Genomic DNA, 26,433 nt, shown 5'->3' with positions numbered 1-26,433 from the left:
TTCGAAGCGGTTTTTGCTTATCTGGGACTAATATTTGAATATATTAAATATCTGATTTGGCCCGCTTTAATGCAGTTTGCCATTTGCTGAGATGAAATTGGCGCTGGTCTTCATTCATATTGGGTTCAAAAGCCCGCTCCAGTTGCCAGGATGCGGAAATATCCGACATACTGGAAAATACGCCAGCTTTTAATCCGGCCATGGCTGCCGCACCCCAAGCGGTAGATTCCAGCATCTTAGGACGCAATACCGGCACATTTAAGATATCCGCCTGAAACTGCATCAGCATGTCATTGCTACTTGCACCGCCATCGACACGCAGTTCTTTTAAGGGATGGGTAATATCGGATTGCATGGCCATCAGGACATCGGAGACCTGAAAGGCAATCGACTCCAGGGCAGCACGGGCAATGTGAGCTTTATTTGTTCCACGCGACATGCCGCAGAGCAGGGCACGCGCATCACTGTCCCAATGCGGCGTACCGAGTCCGGTAAACGCCGGTACCAAAACTACGCCGTCGGTATCTTTTACCTGACAAGCCAGCTGTTCGACTTCACGACTGTTTTGAATAATTCCTAAACCATCACGTAACCATTGCACAATGGCACCCGCCATAAATACACTGCCTTCCAGTGCATACGTGGTTTTTTCATGACATTGCCAGGCTAAGGTGCTCAAGAGCTTGTTGTGGCTAAATTGCACCTTATGCCCGGTATTGAACAGCATGAAGCAACCCGTGCCATAGGTATTTTTTGCACTGCCCACTTCAAAGCAGGACTGACCAAAAAGGGCCGATTGCTGATCGCCCAGAATTCCCATAATGGGGATATTTGCACCCAATAAACCTGTAGCCGTGTCGGCCATATAGCTATCCGAAGCAATAATTTTCGGCAGAACCGATTTAGGGATATTAAACAGCTCCACTAATTCTTCATCCCAGGCCTGAGCTTGCAGATTCATTAGCATGGTACGGGAGGCATTGCTGGCTTCAATAACATGTTCTGCACCTTGGGTCAGATTCCACATCAGCCAGCTATCGACGGTACCAAAAGCCACATGTCCCTGTTGTGCCAGATCACGCAGGCCTTCGATATTTTCCAGCAGCCAGACCAGTTTTCCGGCACTGAAATAAGGGTCGATCAATAAACCGGTTTTTTGCTGGATGGTCTGTTGCAAATTTTGTTGCAGCAGCCGGTTGCACCATTCGGTTGCACGGCGGTCCTGCCAGACAATGGCAGGGGCAAGCGGCTTGCCATTGCGCTTATCCCAAACTATGGTCGTTTCACGCTGATTGGTCAGTCCAATGGCTTTAATGTCTTTGGCCAGAATACGGGCAGAAGCGAGGGCCTGCTGCACAACGGCAATTTGTGTGGTCCAGATTTCCTGTGCATCCTGTTCTACCCAGCCTGAATGTGGGGTAGAGATATGTATTTCACGCTGAGCTGTTGCCTGCACTTTTCCCTGTTCATTGAAGATAATCGCACGGCTAGAAGTGGTTCCCTGATCGAGTGCAAGTAAATGGCTCATAATTTTTTTCTTTTATAGGACTTGAAAAATAAAATATTAGCGCAATTATTGAATTAATCGCATCTGTTTGTGTAAATGTTTAAAAAACGCGCTGCGGGTTTGAACATTTATGTTATGATTGTGATTACTTTGGGGGTGTTTCTGGCTTCGACGCTGGTGATGAAACTCATAGATGCATGTCGAGAGCGCATTTTCTCTCGTAAATCAAATTTGCATTTTAATAGTCGCAAACGACGAATCATACGCTCTAGCTGCCTAAGGGCAGCTTGTCCGCATCTCTGAATACTTGTGGTTAGAGATCCCGACTGAAGCGCACGCACACAAGTCCGTATAAAGCCAAGCCTCGGGGCTTTGTACTAAACTTAGAGGATCGCGATTTGTACCCTGTTCGTCGGGTCACAAAGAGTTAAAACAATAGACGATATCTAAGCATGTAGTATTCTCGAGCGTAGTGCTGGCGGACGCGGGTTCAACTCCCGCCACCTCCACCAAAATTATTGTTATAAATCAGCCACTTACATAAGTGGCTTTTTTATTTTCATATATTTATTATAAAAATGTAGCTTACTTCCAGTTGTTAAACATTGGCTTCAATTTATATCCGTATTTAGGACTTCAAGACTGTGGTTTAAACTTTTAATAATAATATCTATATATTTTTCAATGTCATCTTTAAAAATCATATATTGCAAGGCTAAACCATAACTTAACGAGATGAGTTCAACAGTTATGTTCTCAATACGCTTCTGATCGACCAATTGCGTTGCTGGAATGAGTCTGCTTAAAATTCTGGCGACTTCATCTTGATGCGTCTGCCAAATTTTTTGATATTCCAATGCAAAAGCTTGATCACGAGCTGCATATAATTGCAGTTCAATGGATATTTTTAACCATTCAAAATTATTAAAAAAATTAATAAGCCAAATCCGGAGTCCATCAATAGTATGATCAAAATTTGAGTTTTCTGTGGATATTATTTTCTGAAGCTGAATATTTTCCTTTTCAAACTGTAATCGCATTAATTCCAATAAAAAATCTTCTTTGTTGCTGAAATTAGAATAAAAAGCCCCTTGAGTATAATTGGCATGCTTGGAGATATTTCTAATAGAAACTGCCCCATAACCATGACTGGAAATGAGTGAAAATCCAGATTCAATGAGCGCCAGACGGGTTTTAAGCTGTTTTTCATCGCGTGAAAGTTTTGCTGGATTCATAAAGATAAAAGAAATGAGATAACAATTGATATCTTAAATTTTATACGATAAATTTGCTACTTGTTTTCAGATATCACTTGTAATTTGAAAAATATGGTTCAATTATAGAGATTGTTATGAGTCTTAGTGCAGATAAACAAATCGTTGTTATTAATGGGCATCCTTCAAAAACCAGTTTTAATGCTGCCTTAACCGAAGCCTATGTATCCTATCTGGTAAAGTCCAATGTACAGGTTGATTTGATTGAAGTAGGGCTCTTGCATTTTGATCCTAATTTGAAACATGGCTATGAAAAGAGAATGGAGCTCGAGCCGGATTTAACAGAGGCTTGGAAAAAAATTCAGCTTGCTGATCATTTGGTCTGGATTTTTCCGGTATGGTGGGGCGGACTGCCTGCAATAACAAAGGGTTTTATTGACCGTGTATTTTTGCCTCGTACTGCTTTTAGTTATGTGGAGAACAGCCACCGTATCCAAGGGCATTTATTTAATAAAACAGCCAGAATCATCACCACATTGGACCAGCCGGGCTGGTTCTATAAATGGTATTATGGTGAACCGAGTACTCGGCAGCTGAAAAAAACCACCTTAGCGTTCTGCGGTATAAAAAAGATCAAAACGGCTTATATTGGTTCTGTTCGCGGTTCAAGTGAGCTAAAACGTGAAAAATGGTTAAGACTAATGGAAAAGTATGCCAAACAGGATGCAGCAATTTAATGGCTTGGAAAGCCTGCTGATCAAAGAAGAGCAGTTTTTGAATGATAAAAGATTTTTTTGTTGCGATTGGTAGGTGAAAATTTAGATTAAACATTCACCTACCAGCCGGGCTGATTCTGTCAGCAAGATTTATTTTATCAGCTTGAGCATTAAATATTGTCGCTCAAGTTTATTCTATTTTGTGAAATTTTTTTTTGTGAATCTTTACCCCAATTGAATTTTTGTGCACAGATGCCTAATCCGACAATAAAGAGCGCAAGCAAGCTGGTATAAGTCACTTCTTTGAAATATGTTCCTTCAACCAGCATGGTAATCAGGGCACCAATAATAAAGAAGATTGCCAGATAAGTCAGCCAAGGGAATAACCACATTTTAAAGTCAATCACTTGTCCTTCCGCTTCTAATTTCTTACGCATACGTAATTGAGAAAAGGCAATGGTGAGATAGACATAAAGTGCCGCTGTACCTGTCGCTAACATAAAGATGTCGTAGACATTCATACTTTCAGTGGCAGTCAGGTAGGTTGCCAATAAAGCGAATGATGATGACACCAGAACACCCATCCAAGGACTACCATTACGGTTGATTAAACCAAAGCTTTTCGGTGCATCGTGACGTTTTGACAATGAAAACAGCATACGTGAACAGGTATAGAGTGCAGAGTTAAAACAGCTACACACTGAAGTGAGGACCACAAAATTGACAATGTGTTTTGCTTCCGGAATACCGAGTGCAGTTAAGGTCACACTATAGGTTCCCCAAGTTGGGTCTTTGAGTAGTGGATTGTTATGTGGAATAAGGCAGACCGTAATAAGCATTGAACCGACATAAAACAACATGATACGCCATACCACTGAGTTAGATGCTTTGCGGATTTCACGTGCAGGGTTTTGTGATTCTGCGGCAGCCACCGTCACAATTTCAGCGCCAATGTAGGCAAACATAACCCCGAGTAATGCCGTGATTACCGCAGAGAAACCATTGGGCATGAAACCTTCAGAGGTTAAATGGGTAATACCTGACACACCTGCTTGGCTCCACGGCCATAAGTGCATAACTGCCAAGCTACCAATGACTAAGAAAATAACAATTGCGATCACTTTGATCAGGGCAAACCAAAACTCAAATTCGCCATAGTTTTTGACATTTTGTAAGTTAACGACAACCAATGACACAATAACTAGGAGCATGTAGCCCCAGATGGGGATAAACGGAAACCAGCTGTTGAGAATTTTACCTGCGACATACGCTTCCCAGCCCATCAGTAATGCCCAAGAACACCAATACAGCCAGCCAATGGTAAAACCTGCCCAGCGGCCAATTGCGCGATCAGCATAAGTTGAGAATGAACCGCTATCCGGGTTGAGAACGGCCATTTCACCCAGCATGCGCATGATTAATAGAATGAGCAATCCACCAAAGGCATAGGCCAAAATTGCAGCGGGACCTGCCGAGTAGATTACATTACCAGAGCCAATGAACAGTGAGCCACCAATTACCCCGGCAATCGAGATCATTGTAAGATGACGTGACTTAAGTCCACTTTTTAAGCCGTGTGATGAATCGGGCGTGGAGACATGTTGATGTTCTGCCATATAATTTCCCTTAATATCCATAGTGCAACAGCAATAGAGCTCTCTACCTTGTGTACACTATCTATCCTTTGAAACTGTAACCGAATTCGCAATCACTTCATTAATTTTAAGTTAAACTTAATAAAGCCGATGTTTCTATAAACACATGAAAAATCACACTTTGATTACAAAACTGTTACATGCTGTTTATGTATGCTGCTAATTTCTCTTTTTTGTTGTCAGGTGACGAGAGCCATTTTTTAGCTATTGAAGGGAGCCAATTGCGTTAAAAAGGTGAAAATTACCGAAAGAAATGTTTACAGAAAAATAAAGACTAAATAAAATGAAGGGGCCATAAAAGGTTTTACTCCTTGTTTAAAAACAGGCCGATAATATATTGATTTTAAAAATAAAATTTTAATTAGAATCGAAATTTTACTAATTTAAAGTATGAATTCCATTGTCGCGCAAGCATTTCAACAGTACGCCGAAAGCCACCAATATTTCTTGTTCACTCACGCAGGCGAAACCGAGCAGTAATCCTTTCTGCCGGGTAGAATAGTGCTTGGTATAGTATTGCGACAGGGCTCTGACCTTAATACCTTGATCAAGTGCATTCGACGCAATCAGGACATCATCACTGCTGCTTGGCAGTTTTAAAATCAGGTGTAGGCCTGCTGCCGTGTTGTATTCGTGCAGAAAATCTTCACCTAAATGGCGGTGAATTAAATCAATCAGAAATGCATGGCGTTTACTGTAGAGTAAGCGCATGCGCCGGATATGCGCCTCATAATGGCCCTCACGGATAAATTCTGCCAGTGCCTTCTGATCAATTAAATGTCCACCGCGATAGAGTTCTGAGGCCACAATGCGCAGCGGGGAAAACAGTTTCTTCGGAACCACCAGATAGCCGATACGCAGTGCAGGATAAATGGTTTTGCTGAATGTGCCCATATAAATGACCGGGGAATCAGGTTCCAATCCTTGTAAAGACGGATAGGGCTGGCCTGAAAACCTGAATTCACTGTCATAATCATCTTCCACAATCCAGCTTTTATGCTGCCGGGCAATTGCAATCAGCTGTTTGCGCCGTTCCAGGCTTAGATGTGAACCTAGAGGATACTGGTGGGAAGGTGTAACAAAGATCAGCTTGGGAGGTACTTTCGGATCAAGATCAGGAATAATGCCTTCCTGATCGACCGGCAGTGAACGCAGATTGACCCCGTTAATGCGCAAAATATTGCGGGCGCCCCAGTAGGCTGGGTCTTCGATCCAGACTTCATCTCCAATGTCGCTCAAGGTACGCGAGACTAGATCAATCGCCTGATGCGTGCCTTCTGTAATAATGATTTGATCGGCATCGCATTGCACCGAACGTGCAATTTTCAGATATTCCGCCAGTTCTTGGCGCAGTTCCAGACAGCCGCCGGCATTGCTGTAAATCAAGCGGGTAATTTCCGGTTCACGGCTCAAACGGGTCTGAATTTTGCTAAAAATGTGGTGCGGAAACTCTGTCACATCTGGCGCACCAGGGACAAAGGCACCCCATTGATAAGGAGAAGCTGCTGAATAGCCGATTAAGTAAGAACCGCGCTGAGACAAGCTGTAACTTTGCTGAGATTTTTTTTCTTGAACAGGGGCGTTGCTATTTTCCGCCTTGACTAAAAAGGATTCGGGTAGTTTATCTGTGACCCAGGTACCTTGTCCTGTGCGGGCATCGACATAGCCTTGTGCCTGTAATTGTTCATACGCGCTTAATACCGTATTACGGGAAACCTTGATCTCTTTGGCCAGATCGCGGGATGCCGGCAGGCGAGTCTTGGGTGCCAATACGCCATCAATTATGGCATTGCGCAAGCAGCGAAATAATCGCAGCTGCAATGTTCCATCGATATCTTGCTGTAATCGCTGCAGCAAATAGTCTCCAAGCAAGCTACGCAATTGGCTCTCTCCTACAAATTCAAAGTGGCTCTCGTGAGAGCGATATCGGTATGTGCAAAATAATCTGGTCAGGCAGTAATTGTAAAGTATCCCGTTGTTGCGCAGTGGATGTAAATACGGGCCTGTAAACGGCAGGCAATATACACATATCTTGGTTAAAGCCAAAGCGAAAAATCCACGCTGAATGTTTTAGCCCAGATCACGCTGGCTAGACACCTGAATCAATAAATGCCGACAAGCAGAGATAAATTTATATTTTTGCGGCCGCAAGGAAATGCGTCTGCATACAAAAAACAGGATCATGCAATGAACACAATGATGAAGGGGCTCACCTATACCGAGCACGGTACGACGGCCTGGAACAATTATCTGAAACAGCTGGATAAAGTGGCTCCTTATCTGGGTGAACTCAGCGAAAGACTGGATATGTTGCGACGCCCGAAACGAAGCCTGATTGTGGATATTCCGGTGATTATGGATGATGGCAGCGTTCAGCATTTTGAAGGTTATCGGGTTCAGCATAATTTGACCCGCGGTCCGGGCAAGGGCGGTGTACGCTTCCATCCTGATGTCAATCTAGATGAAGTGATGGCACTGTCTGCATGGATGACGATTAAGTGTGCGGCGCTGAATTTACCTTTTGGTGGTGCCAAAGGCGGGGTACGGGTTGATCCAAGCCAGTTATCCAAGCGTGAACTGGAACGATTGACACGGCGTTATACCGCAGAAATCAATTTGGTTATTGGGCCGCAAAAAGATATTCCGGCACCGGATGTGGGGACAAATCCGCAAATCATGGCCTGGATGATGGACACCTTTTCCATGAATGCCGGTTCTACCATTACCGGTGTGGTGACCGGAAAACCCGTGCATCTTGGCGGTTCTTTAGGCCGCAGTAAAGCTACAGGACGTGGCGTGTATATTAGCGGACGTGAAGTGGCTCAGCAAATTGACCTGGATTTAAAGGATGCCCGGGTGTGCGTGCAGGGATTTGGGAATGTCGGCAGCGAAGCCGCCTTGCTGTTTCATGAAAATGGCAGCAAAGTGATTTGCGTACAGGATCATTCCGCAACCCTATATCAGGAACAAGGCATTGATATTCCCAAGTTAATGGAATATTCAAACACCCATCACAAGATTCAGGGATTTGCTGCAAGCGACGAAATCGCGGCGGCAAAATTCTGGCAAATTCCCGCGGAAGTGTTTATCCCTGCGGCGCTGGAAGGGGTGATTGATGTGCATGTTGCCCAGACCATTCAAGCCAAGATCATTTTGGAAGGGGCCAATGGTCCGACCCTCACTGAAGCGGATGAAATCCTGAGTCAGCGTCAAATCACGGTTGTACCGGACGTGATCTGCAATGCCGGTGGTGTGACCGTCAGCTATTTCGAATGGGTACAAGACCTTGCCAGCTATTTCTGGACAGAAGAAGAAATCAATCAGCGCATGGATGTGATCATGAAAAATGCTGTGCATGACGTTTGGCTCAAAGCCATGCATGCCGGATGTTCTTTACGTACCGCAGCTTATATTTTGGCATGTGAACGGATTCTGATGGCTCGCCAAGAGCGCGGCATCTATCCAGGTTAGGGGTAGGGTCTCTTGCAGGATGCAATATTTGACCTGGCATAAGTTTGCATATTTAACGCCTTTGCTGATTCCATTTGGTCAGAAACTTTGCTTTTGCCAGCGACCTGGTTTTGAAAATTATTATTTCTTTTTTGGGGCTTCTATAATGTCGCAACGTTTTTTAGTGAAACCATTTTCGTTCTGTGCGTTTGTCGCCAGTGCCGTTACGATGTCTGCCACCGTGCAGGCAGATACGCTTTCTTGGGGCGATGCCGATACCGATTTAGGCAAACTGACCGTATCGGGGTGGCTACGAGCAAATTATCAGGATAAGGATTATTCGGACAGTGACCATAAATTAAAGTTTAATGCGGCGAAACTCAGCCTGAAATATGATGCCAAGTCATTGTTCGGCGATGTGGAATACCGTTGCTATCAAAATGATACCCTGTGTGATTTTTCAACCTTGGTGAATGCCAACCTGGGCTATAAGCTGAATGATAACAGCCGCATCACCCTGGGTCTGCAAGATATGCCTTTTGGTATTGGCCGCTTCTGGAGCAGCAGCTGGTACGGTAGTTCAATGGACAATGCCGGACTGGAAGATGTGCATAATCTGGGTATTAACTGGCAGCAGCAGCTCGGTACAAATACCAAAGTCAATGTGGCTTATTTTGTGCGTGATGGGGGAAGTTTTGCCGGCACTGGTGACGATGCGGCGCGTTATGCGGCCAATTATGTCAAGCCGGAAGATGCCAGCACCGATGACATTGAAGAAAAAAACATGTGGGTTGCACGCATCAATCAGCAGATTCCGCTGCAGGACAGCCCGGTTAAGCTGAATGTCGGCGGCTCTTACTGGTATTCAGATTTGGAAAATAACCGCAATGGTCAAACCGGGCATCGCAATGCATGGAATGTGTTTGGTCGCTTAAACTACCAGAATGCAAACCTGACCCTGACTGCCGGACAGAATCGCGCAGATACCCAGGCTGTAGAGAATCCAGATTATGCGACGGTAGGTTCTTTTGAATCGAAGTATCATGTGGCCAATAAAGCCAATTATTATGTGGCGAATCTGGATTATCAAATGACTGATTTTTACAAAGATTACGATCTGACGCCTTATGTCAGCTATACCGTCTTTGATAAAGACAAGTCCGGTTTCGCCACATCTACACGCAATATTTTGGGTGCTCAGCTGGATGTTAAGCAGTTTTCGCTGGCAGCCGAATATATCACCGGTAAAAATGATGTATTCATTGGCGGTGATGCCGGTTCTTTGGCGCAAGGAGATGCAGCAGGCCATAGCCGGCTGCTGAATTTACTGTTTATGTATAATTTTTAAATTTTTGTTCTCAGTTATCAAAATGGCACCTTGTAAAAAAGGTGCCATTTTTTATGGTGTAATTTCAAGTTTATGATTTGTATCTAATTATTTTGTTTTTTTGATTTTTAAAATCTTCGGGGTGGGGTGAATTGGCTCTGTCTATCTGATTCAAAGTGGCTCTCGTATCAGGCCGATAAAAGCGCAAAATGAGGAAGATCAATCAGTCATTTGCATATCATCAAGCACATGATATGGATGCCAAAATTTTACAATGTATGAATCAAGAATGAGGATACAAAATGGACAGTAAACACTCTGCACTGAATGCACGTAAACAGCAAGCGACGCCTCGTGGTGTTGGTGTCATGTGTCAATGGTACGCGGAGAAAGCAGAGAACTCGACAATTTGGGATGCCGAAGGCAATCAATATATCGATTTCGCAGGTGGTATTGCGGTACTGAATACCGGTCATCGTCACCCTAAAATTATTGCTGCTGTTACTGAACAATTAACAAAATTTACCCATACCGCCTATCAGGTTGTACCTTACGAAAGTTATGTCTCTCTTGCTGAGCGTATCAATGAGCGTGCACCGATTGATGGCCCTGCAAAAACCTCATTCTTTTCTACCGGCGCTGAAGCAGTAGAAAACGCAGTTAAAATTGCCCGTGCCTATACTGGCCGTCACGGCATTGTGACTTTTGGTAACGGTTTCCATGGCCGTTCATTCATGACCATGGCCATGACGGGTAAAACGGCCCCTTACAAACGTGACTTTGGGGTAATGCCAGCGGGTGTTTTCCATGCACGCTATCCGGTAGAGTCAAAAGGTATTACTGTAGACGATGCCATCCAAAGCATTGAAGACATTTTTGCTGAAGATGTGGCTGCACATGATGTGGCGGCAATTGTACTTGAGCCTGTGCAAGGTGAAGGCGGTTTTAATGTTGTACCGGCAGAATTTTTAAAGCGTTTACGCGCATTGTGTGATCAGCATGGTATTTTGATGATTGCAGATGAAGTGCAAACAGGTTTTGCCCGTACCGGTAAACTGTTTGCCATGAATCACTACGAAACCAAAGCAGACCTGATCACGATGGCAAAAAGCCTGGGCGGTGGTTTCCCGATTTCTGGCGTGGTTGGTCGTACTGAAGTTATGGATGCACCGAATCCTGGCGGTTTAGGCGGTACTTATGCGGGCAGTCCGATTGCAGTTGCTGCAGCACATGCAGTTATTGATGTGATTGAAGAAGAAGGTCTTTGTGAACGCGCCAATGTATTAGGTGCAGAGTTAGTTGAGGTTCTAAATGAACTGAAACAGTCTTCTTCTATTGTCAAAGATATTCGTGCCTTAGGTTCAATGGTTGCTGTAGAACTGGAAACGGCTGATCAAGCCAAAGCGATTCAAAACTATGCCATGCAAAATGGCTTGCTCATTTTGACATGTGGTCGTTATGGTAATGTGATTCGTTTCTTATATCCTTTAACGATTCCTGCAGAGCAATTCCGTGCTGGCTTAAACATTTTAAAACAAGGTTTTGCACTTTCTGCTGCAGCATAATTGAAGAGTAATGACTATGCTTCAAGCGCAATATAAAGATTTATTACAGCATCCAGACATTCATTTTGATCAACCTGAAACAGGTGATTACATCGAAGTTAAAGATGCGGCAACACATGACACGCTGGCATGGGTGAAATCCCATGACCGTGCGTCGGTAGAACAAGCAATTGCTCGTTCACAGACGGCACAGACGGCATGGAAAGCACAAACAGCACTACAACGCGCTGATGTGCTGTGGGCCTGGTTTAATTTGATGCAGGAAAATAAAGAGTCATTGGCTCAGATTTTGACTGCTGAACAAGGCAAACCTTTAGCTGAAGCGCGCGGTGAGATTGCTTATGCTGCCTCGTTTATCCGCTGGTTTGCTGAACAGGCACGCCGTATTGACGGTGAAGTGCTGACACCAACGCTGCCGAATCAGCGTTTGCTGGTCATCAAACAGGCGATTGGGGTCACCGCTGCAATTACGCCGTGGAATTTCCCTGCAGCCATGATTACCCGTAAGGCTGCCCCTGCAATTGCTGCCGGCTGTTCTATGCTGGTTAAACCGGCCGAGCAAACGCCATTAACAGCCTATGCTCTGGAAGTGCTGGCTTTGCAGGCAGGTTTACCACAAGATGTATTGCTGCACATTAGTGGCGATGCCATTGAAGTGGGCAAAACCTTGTGTGAAAGCGACACGGTGAAAAAGCTGAGCTTTACCGGTTCGACTCAAGTCGGCCGCATTCTGATGCAGCAATGTGCGCCAACCATCAAAAAACTGTCACTTGAGCTGGGTGGTAATGCGCCAGTACTGGTTTTTGATGATGCTAATCTGGAGCAGGCGGTTCAGGGCATTATGGTCAGCAAGTTCCGTAATAGCGGTCAAACCTGTGTCTGTGCCAACCGTATTTATGTGCAAGATGGCATTTATGATGCGCTGGCCGAGAAATTGACTGCAGCTGTGGCCAATTTAAAAGTGGGTGATGGCCGTCAAGACGGTTCCACTCAAGGCCCGTTAATTGATGAAGATGCAATTGCCAAAGTGCAGTCGCATATTGCAGATGCCGCGAGCAAAGGTGCGCAGATTAAAATTGGTGGCCAGCGTTCAAGTCTAGGCGGTACTTTCTTTGAGCCTACCGTGCTGACTGAAGTAACCCAGGACATGAAAGTGGCGAAAGAAGAAACTTTTGGTCCATTGGCTCCGTTATTCCGCTTCCACACGGAAGAAGAAGCGGTGGCGATGGCAAATGATACCGAGTTTGGCCTGGCTACCTATATATTCACACAGAGTACAGCGCGTCAATGGCGTGTGGGTGAAGCATTGGAATATGGCATGGTCGGAATTAATACCGGTGCCATTTCTAATGAAGTTGCGCCATTTGGTGGTGTGAAGCAATCTGGTTTAGGACGTGAAGGTTCTAAACTCGGTATTGATGAATATCTTGAAATGAAATATCTGTGTGTAGATTTATCTTCATAATAAATGCTCCATCAACCAGTTAAAAATCAGCCCTGCCCATTCAGGGCTGATTTTTAATTAACTGTTTTTTATACAATAAAAACAGTTTAAATTTAACTCACACAGCAGTTAAAAAATATTTTTAAGCAACAAGATTTATCTATAGCAAGAACAGGAATTGATTTTCTGCCAAACATCTTTATTGGCTAAAATGCTTCTGATCCTAGCCAAAATTCCAGACACACTTCACCATTTTTTATCGTTTTTAAAATTCGGATTTTCCTAGTTAGGGATTTAGCTTAATTCATAAAGAGCAAATCGAAAAAGGATATAAAAAACAGTAAATATGGCAATAAAAAATTTACATTGATAATAGTAATGATTATTATTTGCGTCATTATTAATATTTGTGTAAGGGGATTAAAAATGCGACTATCTCAATTTAGTCTGTGTTTTCTTAGTGTCGCTATTTCTTCACAACTGTACGCAGAAGAGTTTGGTCCTGCATCGAAGGAGCCTGAAGGTTCAGATCAAACAATAAAGCTTTCTCCTATTGTGGTCACAGCAACCCGTACCCCTAAAACGATTGCTGAAGTTGCAGGAACTGTACAGACTATTCAGGGTAAAGAAATTGCTCAACAGGCTGGAGCGAGCCGAAAAGTCGCAGATGTTTTAGCGCAGCTGGTACCTTCATTGGCCCCAAGCAGCGGGACCAGCAGTAATTACGGTCAGACCATGCGTGGGCGGAATGTACTGGTGATGATTGACGGAGTTTCACAGACCGGTTCGCGCGATGTGGCGCGTCAGCTCAACAGCATCAGTCCGAATATGATTGATCATATCGAGGTGGTTTCAGGTGCGACCAGTATTTATGGTTCAGGTGCGACGGGCGGGATTATTAATATTATTACCAAACGTGCGGACAAATCTAAACCGGTCAGCTTTCAGACCAAGTTAGGCCTGACATCGGCTGATAATTTCCGTCGTGACAGTTTAGCTTATCAAGTGGGGCAGACTGCTTCATTTAGTCATGACAAGATGGACGGTTTTTTAGGGGTAGATTTTACCAGTCGGGGTTCGCAGTTTGATGGTAACGGCGACCGTATCTCGTTAAGCCCTTGGCAGGGCAGCACGATGGATACCGATACGCTTGATGTGAATGGTCGTTTAAACTTTAATTTAACCGATAAGCAAAGCTTAAGTTTTGGTGCACAATACTATCATGATGAACAGGATACCGAATATGGTCCTGACTATTCTTATCTGCAAACCGGGACACAGCCTTCTTATAAAGCCATTAAAGGGTGGAGTTTAGATCAACAACCCTTTACAGAACGCTATGCGTTTAATACCCAGTATCAAAACCAGGATTTCCTGGGACAAATTTTGAATGTTGAAGCGTATTACCGTAATGAAAAAGCGCGTTTTGTACCGTATGGTTATTCCAAAGATGGCGTGAATGTAAAGCAAAGCCAATCCAATGTGGACTATGCAGGAATTCGCTCTACTGTTCAATCTGACCTGCAGGTGGCCGAGCGAGATTTAAAGCTGACTTATGGTCTGGACTATGACTGGGAAAAAGACCATCAGTGGGCTGATTTCTATACGCCAAGTCACAATGGCCTGGTCTATACCCCGACAGGTGAAAAACAAGGTTCTGGACCGGATACAGAAATCCAGAATATTGGCACATTTGTACAAGGGGATTATGCACTGACGGATCGTTTAAATGTTCAGGCTGGTGTGCGCTATCAGTACGTTCAGGCAGACACTGACAGTTATTTAACTGCACGCAATCCGATTACTTTAATGGCGGCTGACTCTACCGATGCTGACAAGTTCCTGTTCAATTTAGGTGCAGTCTATGAGTTAACAGACGCGCAGCAAGTTTATGCCAACTTCTCACAAGGTTATAGTTATCCCGATGTACAACGGGTGCTGCGTGATGTAGCCGCCTATACCTTAACGACGTCAGGTATTGCACCGATCACGGTCAATAGCTATGAATTGGGTTGGCGCTTAAATCAGGACGACGGCCTCAACTTGGGTCTAACGGGTTTCTATAACACTTCCGATAAAGTTGTACAGTTCAACGCTGACCGTTCAGTAAATGTGGTGGATACCGATCAACGCATTTATGGAGCAGAAGCGACTGTAAGCTACCCATTTATGGAAAACTATAAGGTCGGTGGTACCTTGGGTTATACGCGGGGACAGTATAAAGATGCCGCAGATCACTGGCATGAACTGAATGCCTTTGCTGTTTCCCCGGTGAAAGGCACTCTGTTTGCTGAATGGAATAATGATGAAGGCTATGGTGTGCGTGCGCAAATGCAAGCCATTAAAGGCACAGACGAAGCCTACAAAGATGACCAGGCATTAAAAGCCGCGGGTTTAACTGATGGTAATAGTGCAGCAGAGATTAAAGGCTATACCACTATGGATGTCTTGGCCCATTTCCCTGTAGCGAAAGGCCGTGTCGATTTTGGTGTCTATAATGTCTGGGACAAGCAGTATAAAAATGTATTTGCACAGCAAGCAGCCGTAACCAATGGCAACTCCCTGTTGGCCATCCCTGCTGAGGGTCGTACTTTTGGCCTGAGCTATACCATTAATTATTAATACTCACCCAAGAAGTATCTGTCGCCGTACAGATACTTCCTCATTTCCTGATATGTGATGAAAGATAAGGTCAATGGATAAACAGAAACCGGAATGGTTATCTATTCAAGAAATTTTTTATATCTGCTTGGCCGCTTATGGCTATAGCCTATGGATCTCTTGGGTTTTACCGGATTATTTGCCCTTTGCAAAAGCTGAAGATATCTATTTATCCGCTCTTCTAAGTTTTATTTTTCTCATTTTTTATATTGTTTTAGTTCCTTGTAATCCCTCTAAATTATGGCAAAAGAGAATCAATTATCTTAGTTATATTTTATTGCTGGGCTATTGGATCATAAGGAAACTGGGAGAACATTAAATGCAATTTCGCCAGGTACAGGCAACTTTACACAGCTGGTTCGGTATCGTTGTATTGTGGTCAGTTTTCCTGATTTTTTTTACCGGGTCTATTGCCTATTTCAGAACTGAAATCAATCTCTGGTCTAAACCTGAAAATTTTTTATATCTAAAAGCACCTCCTAGTTCCTTTGAGTCGGCCCAGGTTGCCTATGATTATTTAAATACTCATGCCCCAGATGCCAAAAGATGGCGAGTGAGTCTTGCCAGTTCCCGTATGCCTTTTAACACCTTGGAATGGCAAGACCAAAACCATAAGTACTATCAGCTGCAAGACCCCAATACAGGGTTAATTTTAAAAGAGGCAAGGGAAAGTCTGGGAGGCGACTTTTTTTTTAAATTACATTATAGTCTGTATCCTTTGCCCGATGTCGTCGGTAGAACGCTTGTGGTTATTGTCGGGGTGCTATTTCTCATCGCATTAATCACCGGGATATTTACCCATAAAAAAATAATTAAAGATTTTTTTGTATTCCGGAGTTTCAAGGGACAGCGTACCTTATTGGATTTACATCATATTACCGGCGTAGTGACCCTGCCTTTTTATCTGATTATGGCCTTTACCGGTGTCACGATTTTCTTCTATCTGCTCATGCCTATGGGTATTAATCAACAATATGGCGAGAATGGAATAAAAAAGTTTTATAGTGAAATACAATATAGCAATGTTCCAAAACCGGCAGAAGATTCAGGTATTCAATTAAAAAAATTCTCCATATTTTCTCGTCAATTGCCTCAGCAGGGGAGTAATGGGGCTGTTCTGGAAAAATTTGAAGTCAAAAACCCAAATACTGCAGAAGCGTTAATTACGTTTGATTATGGATATAACAAATTAATTACTTTCAATAATCCACAATTTATTTTTGCAGCAAATACCGGGAAGAATCTGAGTTCTGAAAGAAACCTGCATCCTGTCGCTCAAATCAGTTCGGCAACCTATGGCATTCATTTAGGATATTACGCCAATCAATCGATGAGATGGATGCTGGCAAGTTTAGGTTTAATCGGTTGTATCATGCTGGTCGCGGGAGCTTTATTATGGCAAAAGAAACGCATTAAACAGCACAATAAATCAAGTTATAAAGTGGTTAGTTACCTTAATTATTTCACCTTCCTGGGTTTGCCGTTGGCAACAGCCATGTATTTTTTGGCTAACCGGATTTTACTGGCCAGTCTTGAACATCGGGTTCAGTATGAGTTACTCATATTTTTTATGAGCTGGATTGGAATTCTGGTCATTCCGATGCTGGTTAAAATGCAAAAAGCCATTGTTTTAGCCTTCATACTTACAGCTTTTATTTTATGGATGACGGTATTCAGTCCAATATTTCTATCTCCACAAGCTTTCATCTTCAATACATTGCGGCATCAGCAATGGTCGGTGGCAGGCGTTGATCTGGTATTTATATTCATAGCCACAGGATATATTTTTGCCTGTTATTATTTCAGGAAAATAAAAATGAGGGAGGTGGCTAAATGAGTTTGGCTGCAATATTGTGGGCAATTGTTGCAATGATGCAGCTGTGTATGACCAGTCAAAGTGGAATGAAAAAACTCAATTATAATTTCCTGACCTTTGATTATGCTCAATCTTCGTTAAAAATATGCGCATTTATTTTTATGGGTATTTCTTTATACCTGAATTGTCTGGACCATGGTCTTTCTGTGGGAATGATCACCTGGATTTTCCTGATCATAACTTCAGCATTTTTTTTACAGCTTTTATTTTACTATCACTTTAAACGATGGTTTTTTTTCGCCTGGATATTTTTATTTTTCTTATCTGTTCTGTATTCATTAATTAAATATACTCAATAATAGGTCTTTCTCATAAATCACTTTTATTTAGTTTCAAGGTGTAGATTCGTTCCAAGTTTTAGATTCCAGCGATTAAATTGAATCTCAAACCGAGTCTTTTACCTCTATTTCGATCGTGTGCCTCTTTTTCTGGTCGCTATTGATGTGCTACACCTTCAGTTGCAAGCAGCAGCTTGTGATCAGCAACAACGTCACCATTTTGAAGTTCAACCGTAGGTGCTTCGGCGTTGATTTTATTTACGCTATTGCCACGGATGGTTTCGATGTTGCTGATGTGATTAAGCTTTTAATTCTGCAGATACGATGCCGAAGCCCGCAATCCATTCACTGATGTCCTCATAGCAATGGGTGGTCATCTCATAGTGACCCACTTCATGCAGGGCTGCAAATGCTGCCATCCATGCCCGAACTTCCTGACCGCCACGACCGCCATCACGGCGAATCTCCGCTTCAGTCATGGCCTCTAAAGCTGCAAAATCAGCATTTTCGAATTTTTCCAGCAAGGCTAAATCCCAGTCACGATTCAAGGGCACTGAAACAGAGGTATCACCCGCTGCTAATTTTTGCCCCACAGCAATGACCTTGGCTTGACGTGCCTCACGTGCTTCAGCTGTTGGGTTACGACCCGCAATCAGGAATTCTTCCACCTCAGGCGGCACGGATCCCATTTGCGGTGTCGGTGGATCGTGAGAAAGACCACCGGTTCCCAAAATCAATACACGTTCATTTTCCAGATTTAAAGACTGGATAAATTGACCCACAGCACGACCTAAAGCAATGGTGCGCTTGGTAGTGGGCATCGGTGCAGCAGCGCCATTGACAAAGATCGGAATGGTTGGATAACGGTCCAGCTGTCCTTCACACAAGAAGTGCAGGGGTTGGGTCACGCCATGATCGGCTTGCATACGATAGGAATAAGCCACATCCACGCCTTGATCCAGCACTTGGCGCACCAAAGCCAAGGCTTTATCTTCAGGGACATTAATCTTGTCGTTGTCTTTACCGTAATCCCAATCACCTGCTGCGGCGGCACGAATGCCCACACAGAAACTTGGCATCAAGTCATAAAAGAAACCATTAAAATGGTCAGGGCCAAAGCTAATGATCAGGGTCGGGTCATAGGCTTTGACCTCAATTGCAAGTTTGGCAAAAGCATCACGAACGGCTTGTTCTTTATATTGTTCTTGAGGTGTCGCAAATTCCATTAACGGGCTATGCGATGCACAAATCAGTTTAACGGCCATGATAAGCTCCTGAAAAAAAGGCAGCCGATACAGGCTGCCGATCCGTTCTTAGAAGAACACGCTTAAGTTATGTGAAGTATAGGTCACCTGATCGAGGGTGATCTTACGGTTGCAGATTTGGAAACCTAAACCACCTTCCACTTTGCGGATCTTGTCATGCCGCTTACCACAGTAAATCACCACGTCTTTTTCCTTCTGTGAGCGATAGAGCAGGTAAGTCACATACACATCGTATTCGCCTTCAACTTCAGTCGGCTCCACAATCACGTTAGAGACCATGTGCGTGGTACGTGATGGAGGCTCTTCAGCCCAAGCCATACCTGTTTCAAGGCGTGCCACACGACGTTCCAACAGGAATTTATTGTCGTTAAATACCCAGGTTGTTGGTGGTTCAACAGAACGACGACGGTCACGGGTTTGAGCGTTTGGCGTAGTCCGCAGGGTATAGGAAATATCTTCAGCTAAGAGGTCTAACCATTCGCGGAATTTCCAGTCATCCAGCAATTTTGCTTCACGATACAGGAACTGGCTAATTTGGTAATGAAGTTCTAGGCTCACTTGGCTCATTTCACAAGCTCCTTCTCATATGCTTCAGTTGCTTTTTCAACGTCTTCCCATTCTTTATGAACCAGAAGATCTGCCCAACGACGATAGAAACCACGTGCGGCTGTTTCAGAGAAAATATAGCTGGTGATCCCGGGCACACCGTCTTCACGGACTTTCTCAGTACCTTTACCCATTTCAACAATCAACTTGCTGTTTCGTGCTTTATAGCCACGCAGCACTTTCTGGATTTCTACCCAGTTTTCAGAGTCATCTTGCTCCAGGAAACCGGCAGGGCCAAAAGCACGTGTTGCAGAACGTTCGAATGCATCTTTTACGTCTTGTGGTGCATCCGCATCGCAGATACAGAATGCCCAAACCTCAGTTTTGTTTGGTCCACGTGGATGCCAGACACGAAGCGTCGCGGTACCATTGAGCCAAGACAATGTTGGGAACATGGTGTTGTGACCGGCAAGACGTAGGGCACGGATTTCACCTAGGCGTTCTTTGACTTCTTCATAGGTTTCGCGGAAATAGTTGGCGACTTCACCATCTACCCACACGTTAGCATCGGGTTTTTCAGTAAAGAAGAAGCCTGAACCGTGACCTTTAGAACCGAATTGCAAGGCATCTTTGGCAGTTTCCCACACAGGGCGAGGCGTCTGTTCTTTACCTAAGGTTTTGGTCGATTCATCATCCGGTTTTGCACCAAGTACTTGTACCGCAGATGCGTGTGAGAACAGGGCATGGTATTGGTCAGAGGCGAACTGTTCCGCTGCAAATTTCCAGTTACATTCAATTTCCCATTTATGTACGCCACCCACGATACAGGTACCGCCCTCACGACGATCCAGCACACCATCTAAGTACCATGCCATGTCGCCCATGTAGTCGATCAGGTCAGGTGTGGTTTCATCCCAGCAACCGAAAACCAAGCCTTTATAAGTTTCAACACGGTTGACTTCGAGTAAACCCCATTTTTCTTTGCAGGCGCCTTGCGGATAAGCACGGTCTTCTAATGGAATGTCTTTCAATGAGCCATCGACGCCATAGGACCAGCCGTGATATGGACAGGTAAAGGCACGGGTATTACCGCAATCGGCAAAGCTGACCCGCATCGCACGGTGACGGCATTGGTTTAAAAATGCTTTGATGGAACCGTCTTTTTGACGTGCCACGATAATCGGATCTTCGCCCATATAGGTATTGAAAAAGTCGCCCGCTTTTGGAATTTGGCTTTCATGGCAAAGGAATAACCATGTACGGCCGAAGACACGTTCAAGTTCCAGCTCATAAAGACCAGGATCGGTATAGATCGCTGGGGTAATACGTCCATTTTGTGCATCGACCAAAGCGTCGATTTCGCACACATCAATTTTTCCATTCATGAAAACTTCTCCTGTGACCCGTCTAGGTACAAAGTCATAGATTCAAACTTTGCAACGATGATGGAAGCAAAGGGGATTTTGATGAAATATATTTTTTATTTTAATTGAGATATTAAATGGATTATTGTTGGTGGTTTAATTCCTATTAAATTGGTCGTGATTTTGATTTATTTTTTATTTTAATCGGGGTGTTTTTTTTATATTAATTCCGACTAAATTACTGGTATTTAAAATGTGTTATTTTATTTTAATGAATTTTATTTAAATGAAATTATTTTTGTAATTATATTATTTATTTACAAACACTTAATCTGAATAGATTTGTTCTTTTTGATCTGCTTGTTAATTATTCTTCAGGGGTAATTCCTACTAAATTACTAGTGTTTTTAAGGTTTGATTTTATTTTAATTTTTGTATTTTAAAATGATGGTTAAAGTGTTAATTCCTACCAAAATACTTGTATTTAATCTGGGTTTATTTATTTTTTTAGGTGTGATGTTTTTTATTACTCGACGGGTCGGTTATATAAAATTATGGTGACTGCATGGCTTTATAATTGTTGCTGAAGAATTGAACTTCTCTCAGTCCATAAAACAAAGATTGGGATAAGGCGTTGATGTGAAAAGCCGCACTGCATCAAACTTAAAGTGACGTTTGCTGGGGAAAGTGTATTTTCCTTGAATGGGCACTTGACGCTGCACAACGCGATTCTGGACTTTACTCAAGCTAAGGACCTCAAATTTAAGAGGGGACAAAAACCAATAATGTCCTGTTTAGCATCAATTCGATCGGGATGGACTTAGCATGTCGCATTTTGCTGGGCTATATCGCGCCATTGACCATGAATAGCCGTGATTCAACTACGGCAACCACTGGATGTAGAGTTTTTGCTTGTATGTTATTGATGGTAAAGAAAGTAACCCTAGAGCGGTGAAAAAATCCTTGAAATACTGTCATGTATTGATCTGAGCATGCATCGCGATCTGCCATCCTGATTCTTTAGGCAAGTCCGAATGCAGTTATGGAGAAGTTCAGCGGTACATTTTTTATTTCTTTTGATAAATCGTTTATTTTTAAATCAGACTCAATCGTTCAGATGGAGCAATTTTAGCTATTTTTCTAAGCATGGCAGCATTAAGAAAAACTATCAAAAAGCCTACGTTAATCAATTCCTGTGTAAATATGCTCTATCTTTTACTACTTAAGTCTAATGCGGTGTTCATGAATGAAAATAGGGATTTAGATCTCCAAAATATTATGCAGATTAGGTTGAACTCTAAATCGGCATTTAATAAAAGTCGCAATCATTAAATTATCCCAGAATTATTCCAAGTCAAAACTCAAATTTCTTTGGTAAAAAATGAATTTGATCATTTTCAATTTCAGCTTTACGAACAATTTGAATTTTTAAAAGGATTTATGAAAGAAGTCTAATAAAAATACAATTATGAAATAGGTCTATTTCATTTTTTGGTCAAATATAGAAACGGTGTTGAACAAAATATTTAAACCAATATTGGGAACGCGTGCTAGTCATTCCGAATCGCATAAGCCGCATTCTTTATAAAGAGGTGAAATGATGAATATAGCAAAGAATACCATATGCCTGTGGTACAACAATGACGCTGAAGGCGCTGCAAGATTTTATGCCGAGACCTTTCCAGATTCATCGGTCGGTGCGGTACACCGTGCACCTGGAAATTATCCGTCAGGGAAGGAAGGAGATATTTTAACTGTGGAGTTTACGGTACTTGGCGTTGCCTGCCTCGGGCTGAATGGTGGCCCCGTGTTTCAGCACAACGAAGCGTTCTCATTTCAGGTGGCGACCGAGAATCAGGAGGAAACGGATCGCTACTGGAATGCAATTGTCGGCAATGGCGGTCAGGAGAGCGAATGCGGCTGGTGTAAAGATAAATGGGGCATCTCCTGGCAGATTACGCCGATTGCCCTAACCAAGGCATACACTAGCCCCGACCGTGCAGCCGCCAAGCGTGCATTTGATGCCATGATGACGATGAGAAAAATTGACATTGCTGCAATAGAAGCAGCATTTCGTGGTTGAGATGTGTGTGGAAGCCTGATCACGCTTTCAAGCGATAACCGCTGCGTTGGATGGATCAACGTAAAGCACGCTGAAAAGACCATATTTAAAAACCCAATTAAATATGAGAAAACTTTTATGAGAAAACTTTTACCGGTTGCCTGATTGGAAACTGCAAAATTAAAGTCTTCTGTATTTTCAGCACAGATCAAAGCAGCCGAAGCTGCTTTTTTCATGAAAAATTTACGCTGCCACCACATCTGAGGGGATAACCAGATTGACCCCTGATGCTGCCTGAATCTGTTCAAGCGTGACATCTTGAGCAAGTTCAACCAGTTTTACGCCTTCAGAAGTGATGTCCATTACGCCAAGTTCAGTGATGACACGGTTCACGACGCCTTGACCTGTCAGGGGCAGGGCACAATTTTTAACGATTTTCGGGCTACCGTCTTTTGCACTGTGTTCCATCAGTACCACGACTTTTTGTACACCGGCAACCAGATCCATCGCACCGCCCATACCTTTGACTTTTTTGCCTGGAATCATCCAGTTGGCCAAATCGCCACGTTCCGAAACTTCCATTGCCCCTAAAATGGCAATGTTCACGTGCCCGCCGCGAATCATGGCAAAAGATTCTGAACTTGAGAAAAACGCCGCACCCTGTCGTGCAGTCACGGTCTGCTTGCCGGCATTGATCAGATCGGGGTCAACGGTTTCTGCAGTCGGGAACTCGTCAATACCCAACAAGCCATTTTCAGACTATGGCAAGATGCGTACTCTGCGCAAAGGTAGTAATGGTTTTACCTGTATGCCTGATAATCCGACGACCCCAGGTCCAGACCCGTTGTGCATGGACAAGGCTGCGCTGGAATGGGCAGAAGCCTGGATGGGACACAAACCGCCAAATGTAGGTAAAATCGGCTTTATGTACATGTTAGAGGGTGGAACCGATGCCAGTAATACCGATCCGTATGCCCAAAAACCGACCAAAGGTAACCACTGGATCAAGACGGGTCCTCACGTCATGATTGTGGGTGCCGAACCCGGTTTTTATGACATGTATCCCAAAAATGCCCAGCCGGATACTGCTGTACCTTATGTCATGTGGCCAGGAACGCCTTACCAGCACTTGATGATCCCGATTAAATAAAGAGTAAATCAGGGTCAGAGTGCCTCGTCGCAGTCATGGTTTTTTTAAAAATAAGTACATTGCTGGAGATAAACAATTCATCCTGTATTGCAGCGGTTTGCTGTACATGCCGCTGCAATTTGAATAGCTAAAAAAACAGCCATCCACACCTTGCACAAATTAAAAAATAATCAGCTTAGATCTGCTCTGCCTTAAAGTGAGTGTGGCACTAAGCATTATCCACTTTAGCTATCTTTTTTATGCATGCTTTTAAATCATTCTTTGGTCATTTGAGCTTTTTTAATGTCCTGATCGGTATTCAACCATTCAATTTTTTTCACCCGATCGTTCACAATGGTAATGGTGTAAAGCATATTTTCAACTTCATAGGTATAGTCCATAGCCAGATAATCTTTTTTATTTTCTTTGAACTCGCGGCTAACCATAGAGCTTGGAGATAAATGCAGACGAGTTTGCATGTCAGTAAAAGAATCGCCCAAGCTGAGAGTTTGACCTTCAGGCGTGCGTATTGAAGATGTTTCAGCTGCATGACCAAATGTCATTATGGACAAAAAAATAAATGGAATTAGGTACTTAAATAACATGTTATCCCCAAAATAAAATTAAAATTATAATAATTTAACAATATAAAGAACAAAATATCAGCATGTCTGTAGCAGAATTATTAACAGAAATAAGCAGACTGGCAGACAAATCAATCGGATTTAAGACTGTTTTATCATATCTATCGTATGTTCTTTATGTATGCAGACAAGATGTCTTATAGAGCTAGATAAAAACAATATTGAATCGTCCAAACGGGAGATTCATTTGAATTTATCCTCCCATACTTCCAGCGATATAGAACTATGCTTAACCTTCGCCGCATTTAAAGCTAAACTATGCTATTCAGCTGTATGCCCATACTTGGAGTAAACTTATGTCGTGGCTTTCTTCTCTTAAATCTGTGTTTTCACCTGCGCAAGAGGTGAAGGAGGAAGAAATCCAGAATGTGCTACAAGGCTATATCTTGCCCAATTCCAAGCATGCCCTGAAAGACCGGATTACTCAGGTCAATGTAGAAGGTCAGGTATTACAACTCACTCTGCATACTTATCCCGAAGAAGCTGATCATCTGCAAAAAATTCATGATGATTTGGCCGATGCACTGGAAAAATGCGGCATCCGGGAACTGAATATGCATGTCATTCAGCAAAAGCATAAACACGGTGAAAGCTGTTCTAACCCTGATCATGGCAAACAGGGGCATAACTGTGCAAGTAATGCACAGGCTTCAACGGCAGCTTCAGCGCAAAAACTTCCCCCTGTGGTAGATGCTGCTGGACAAACGGCTCCAGCTGAAAGCAAAGCTGCGGAAGATCCGAATAATCCACCGATCCAGAAACCCGCACCGCAGCAAAGAGATGTGCCCAAGCATCCACGCATTCAAAATGTGATCCTGGTTTCATCGGGCAAAGGTGGTGTGGGTAAATCGACCACCACCGTCAATCTTGCATTGGCTTTACAAAAACTGGGCTTAAAAGTCGGTGTTCTGGATGCAGATATCTACGGGCCAAGTATTCCGACCATGCTGGGCAATGCCGGACGTACCCCCATGATTGAAGCAGAGAATTTTGTTCCGCTGGATGCATATGGCATGGCCGTGCTTTCCATTGGCCATTTAACCGGAGACCACAACACGCCGGTTGCCTGGCGTGGTCCCAAAGCCACCGGTGCTTTAATGCAGCTCTTTAACCAGACTTTATGGCCAGATCTGGATGTATTGATGATTGATATGCCACCAGGAACAGGCGATATTCAATTAACCTTGGCGCAGCGCATTCCGGTGACAGGTGCGGTCATTGTTACCACACCACAAAATGTTGCCTTGCTGGATGCCACCAAAGGCATTGAACTGTTTAATAAAGTTCAGATTCCTGTAATTGGTGTAGTGGAAAACATGTCGACGCATATCTGCTCTAATTGTGGATATGAGGAACAGATTTTTGGTACAGGGGGCGGTGACAAACTGGCTGAACAATACCATATTCCTTTACTCGGGCGTTTACCGTTAAATGTGCAAATTCGCGAAAATGCCGATGCCGGTAAACCTTCTGTGCTGGTAGGAGATGATGCTGCGGAAAGCTATATGGCCATTGCCCAGAAAATTGCCGATCAATTGCCAAAGACAGAAAAGCCACAAAACCGGATTTTCTAATTTTCCTTGTTTAATCAAGCCAATGTCTTTGAAAAGCCTAAGCTTGTTTGGGCTTTTTATATTTTAGATTCAGCTCTTGTTTTTAATAGAGAAAATTCCATAAATCAGCTTGGTTTCATTTTAGTCGTTAAAGAGCATGTGAATAAGCTAAATAGG

At 43.4% G+C, this 26,433-nt stretch carries 20 protein-coding genes, 1 other RNA gene and 2 pseudogenes; 13 read left to right on the top strand and 10 right to left on the bottom strand.

All coding sequences use genetic code 11. From position 1 onward, the window contains the following. Positions 1-43: 43 nt before the first annotated feature. On the bottom strand, positions 44-1,528 hold the full coding sequence (glpK, locus tag ACPUEY_RS04705) for a glycerol kinase GlpK (RefSeq protein ID WP_425121307.1): 1,485 nt from the start codon (positions 1,526-1,528) through the stop codon (positions 44-46). 131 nt (positions 1,529-1,659) lie between these two features. On the opposite strand from glpK, the gene ssrA reads away from it, so the two are divergent. Further along, positions 1,660-2,019, top strand: a transfer-messenger RNA (tmRNA) gene (ssrA, locus tag ACPUEY_RS04700). A gap of 99 nt (positions 2,020-2,118) precedes the next feature. Here ssrA and ACPUEY_RS04695 read toward each other — a convergent pair. Continuing rightward, positions 2,119-2,742, bottom strand: a complete 624-nt coding sequence (locus ACPUEY_RS04695) for a TetR/AcrR family transcriptional regulator (protein ID WP_425121305.1) — start codon at positions 2,740-2,742, stop codon at positions 2,119-2,121. A 116-nt stretch (positions 2,743-2,858) separates the two neighbouring features. Between ACPUEY_RS04695 and ACPUEY_RS04690 the strand changes: the two genes are divergently transcribed. Next, complete coding sequence (locus ACPUEY_RS04690; protein WP_425121304.1) at positions 2,859-3,458, top strand: NAD(P)H-dependent oxidoreductase; 600 nt, start codon at positions 2,859-2,861, stop codon at positions 3,456-3,458. Between the two features lie 149 nt (positions 3,459-3,607). On the opposite strand, the gene ACPUEY_RS04685 is transcribed toward ACPUEY_RS04690, so the two are convergent. Continuing rightward, on the bottom strand, positions 3,608-5,053 hold the full coding sequence (locus ACPUEY_RS04685) for an amino acid permease (RefSeq protein WP_180176442.1): 1,446 nt from the start codon (positions 5,051-5,053) through the stop codon (positions 3,608-3,610). Positions 5,054-5,470: 417 nt separating this feature from the next. Then, entirely contained in the window at positions 5,471-6,973 is a 1,503-nt protein-coding gene (locus ACPUEY_RS04680) for a PLP-dependent aminotransferase family protein (protein ID WP_131273627.1), read from the bottom strand. 318 nt (positions 6,974-7,291) lie between these two features. Between ACPUEY_RS04680 and ACPUEY_RS04675 the strand changes: the two genes are divergently transcribed. The 8 genes from ACPUEY_RS04675 to ACPUEY_RS04640 all read left to right on the top strand — a co-directional run bounded on the left by ACPUEY_RS04675 (position 7,292) and on the right by ACPUEY_RS04640 (position 17,714). Next, entirely contained in the window at positions 7,292-8,563 is a 1,272-nt protein-coding gene (locus ACPUEY_RS04675) for a Glu/Leu/Phe/Val family dehydrogenase (protein WP_425121329.1), read from the top strand. A gap of 145 nt (positions 8,564-8,708) precedes the next feature. Next, complete coding sequence (locus ACPUEY_RS04670; RefSeq protein WP_425121303.1) at positions 8,709-9,890, top strand: hypothetical protein; 1,182 nt, start codon at positions 8,709-8,711, stop codon at positions 9,888-9,890. Positions 9,891-10,171: 281 nt separating this feature from the next. Next, complete coding sequence (gene gabT / locus ACPUEY_RS04665) at positions 10,172-11,434, top strand: 4-aminobutyrate--2-oxoglutarate transaminase (protein ID WP_425121302.1); 1,263 nt, start codon at positions 10,172-10,174, stop codon at positions 11,432-11,434. 16 nt (positions 11,435-11,450) lie between these two features. Then, positions 11,451-12,899: an NAD-dependent succinate-semialdehyde dehydrogenase gene (locus tag ACPUEY_RS04660; RefSeq protein WP_425121328.1), complete on the top strand. Its 1,449-nt coding sequence runs from the start codon at positions 11,451-11,453 to the stop codon at positions 12,897-12,899. 405 nt (positions 12,900-13,304) lie between these two features. Beyond that, the gene (locus ACPUEY_RS04655) at positions 13,305-15,500 is read left to right on the top strand and encodes a TonB-dependent receptor (protein ID WP_425121301.1); all 2,196 of its coding nucleotides are present in this window, start codon (positions 13,305-13,307) and stop codon (positions 15,498-15,500) included. A 73-nt stretch (positions 15,501-15,573) separates the two neighbouring features. Continuing rightward, a complete protein-coding gene (locus ACPUEY_RS04650; RefSeq protein WP_425121299.1) occupies positions 15,574-15,858 on the top strand; it encodes a hypothetical protein in 285 nt (94 codons plus the stop codon). After that, positions 15,859-17,376, top strand: a complete 1,518-nt coding sequence (locus tag ACPUEY_RS04645) for a PepSY-associated TM helix domain-containing protein (RefSeq protein ID WP_425121298.1) — start codon at positions 15,859-15,861, stop codon at positions 17,374-17,376. Continuing rightward, positions 17,373-17,714 carry a DUF3325 family protein gene (locus ACPUEY_RS04640; protein WP_425121297.1) on the top strand — a complete coding sequence of 114 codons (342 nt, stop codon included), beginning with the start codon at positions 17,373-17,375 and terminating at the stop codon, positions 17,712-17,714. Before ACPUEY_RS04645 ends, ACPUEY_RS04640 begins: the two co-directional genes overlap by 4 nt. 139 nt (positions 17,715-17,853) lie before the next feature. Here ACPUEY_RS04640 and ACPUEY_RS04635 read toward each other — a convergent pair. The 4 genes and pseudogenes from ACPUEY_RS04635 to hcaE form a co-directional block, all read right to left on the bottom strand. Continuing rightward, positions 17,854-17,979 (bottom strand): annotated as a pseudogene (locus ACPUEY_RS04635) (3-phenylpropionate/cinnamic acid dioxygenase ferredoxin--NAD(+) reductase subunit); the annotation flags it as partial. 13 nt (positions 17,980-17,992) lie between these two features. Next, positions 17,993-18,958 (bottom strand): 3-carboxyethylcatechol 2,3-dioxygenase, encoded by a 966-nt coding sequence (locus ACPUEY_RS04630; RefSeq protein WP_425121296.1) that lies wholly within the window; start codon positions 18,956-18,958, stop codon positions 17,993-17,995. 48 nt (positions 18,959-19,006) lie between these two features. Beyond that, on the bottom strand, positions 19,007-19,525 hold the full coding sequence (hcaF, locus tag ACPUEY_RS04625) for a 3-phenylpropionate/cinnamic acid dioxygenase subunit beta (protein ID WP_425121295.1): 519 nt from the start codon (positions 19,523-19,525) through the stop codon (positions 19,007-19,009). Then, positions 19,522-20,889, bottom strand: coding sequence for a 3-phenylpropionate/cinnamic acid dioxygenase subunit alpha (gene hcaE / locus ACPUEY_RS04620; RefSeq protein WP_131273617.1), 1,368 nt, complete (start codon positions 20,887-20,889; stop codon positions 19,522-19,524). The genes hcaF and hcaE overlap by 4 nt, the downstream gene beginning before the upstream one ends. A gap of 1,579 nt (positions 20,890-22,468) precedes the next feature. Between hcaE and ACPUEY_RS04615 the strand changes: the two genes are divergently transcribed. After that, entirely contained in the window at positions 22,469-22,951 is a 483-nt protein-coding gene (locus ACPUEY_RS04615; protein ID WP_425121294.1) for a VOC family protein, read from the top strand. Between the two features lie 222 nt (positions 22,952-23,173). Here ACPUEY_RS04615 and ACPUEY_RS04610 read toward each other — a convergent pair. Next, a pseudogene (locus tag ACPUEY_RS04610) lies at positions 23,174-23,689 on the bottom strand (CoA-transferase); the annotation flags it as partial. A 10-nt stretch (positions 23,690-23,699) separates the two neighbouring features. Between ACPUEY_RS04610 and ACPUEY_RS04605 the strand changes: the two are divergent. Then, a complete protein-coding gene (locus ACPUEY_RS04605) occupies positions 23,700-24,080 on the top strand; it encodes a hypothetical protein (RefSeq protein WP_425121293.1) in 381 nt (126 codons plus the stop codon). Between the two features lie 254 nt (positions 24,081-24,334). Here ACPUEY_RS04605 and ACPUEY_RS04600 read toward each other — a convergent pair whose 3' ends face one another. Further along, a complete protein-coding gene (locus ACPUEY_RS04600) occupies positions 24,335-24,622 on the bottom strand; it encodes a hypothetical protein (RefSeq protein ID WP_425121292.1) in 288 nt (95 codons plus the stop codon). A 377-nt stretch (positions 24,623-24,999) separates the two neighbouring features. Here ACPUEY_RS04600 and apbC point away from each other — a divergent pair, with 377 nt between their 5' ends. Then, positions 25,000-26,277, top strand: coding sequence for an iron-sulfur cluster carrier protein ApbC (apbC, locus tag ACPUEY_RS04595; RefSeq protein ID WP_425121291.1), 1,278 nt, complete (start codon positions 25,000-25,002; stop codon positions 26,275-26,277). Positions 26,278-26,433: the final 156 nt, after the last annotated feature.

This window comes from Acinetobacter sp. G11 (assembly GCF_049808495.1).
Taxonomy (GTDB): domain Bacteria; phylum Pseudomonadota; class Gammaproteobacteria; order Pseudomonadales; family Moraxellaceae; genus Acinetobacter; species Acinetobacter kookii.
The sequence above is the reverse complement of the archived record's forward strand: the minus strand, read 5'-3'. Positions and strand labels throughout refer to the sequence as shown.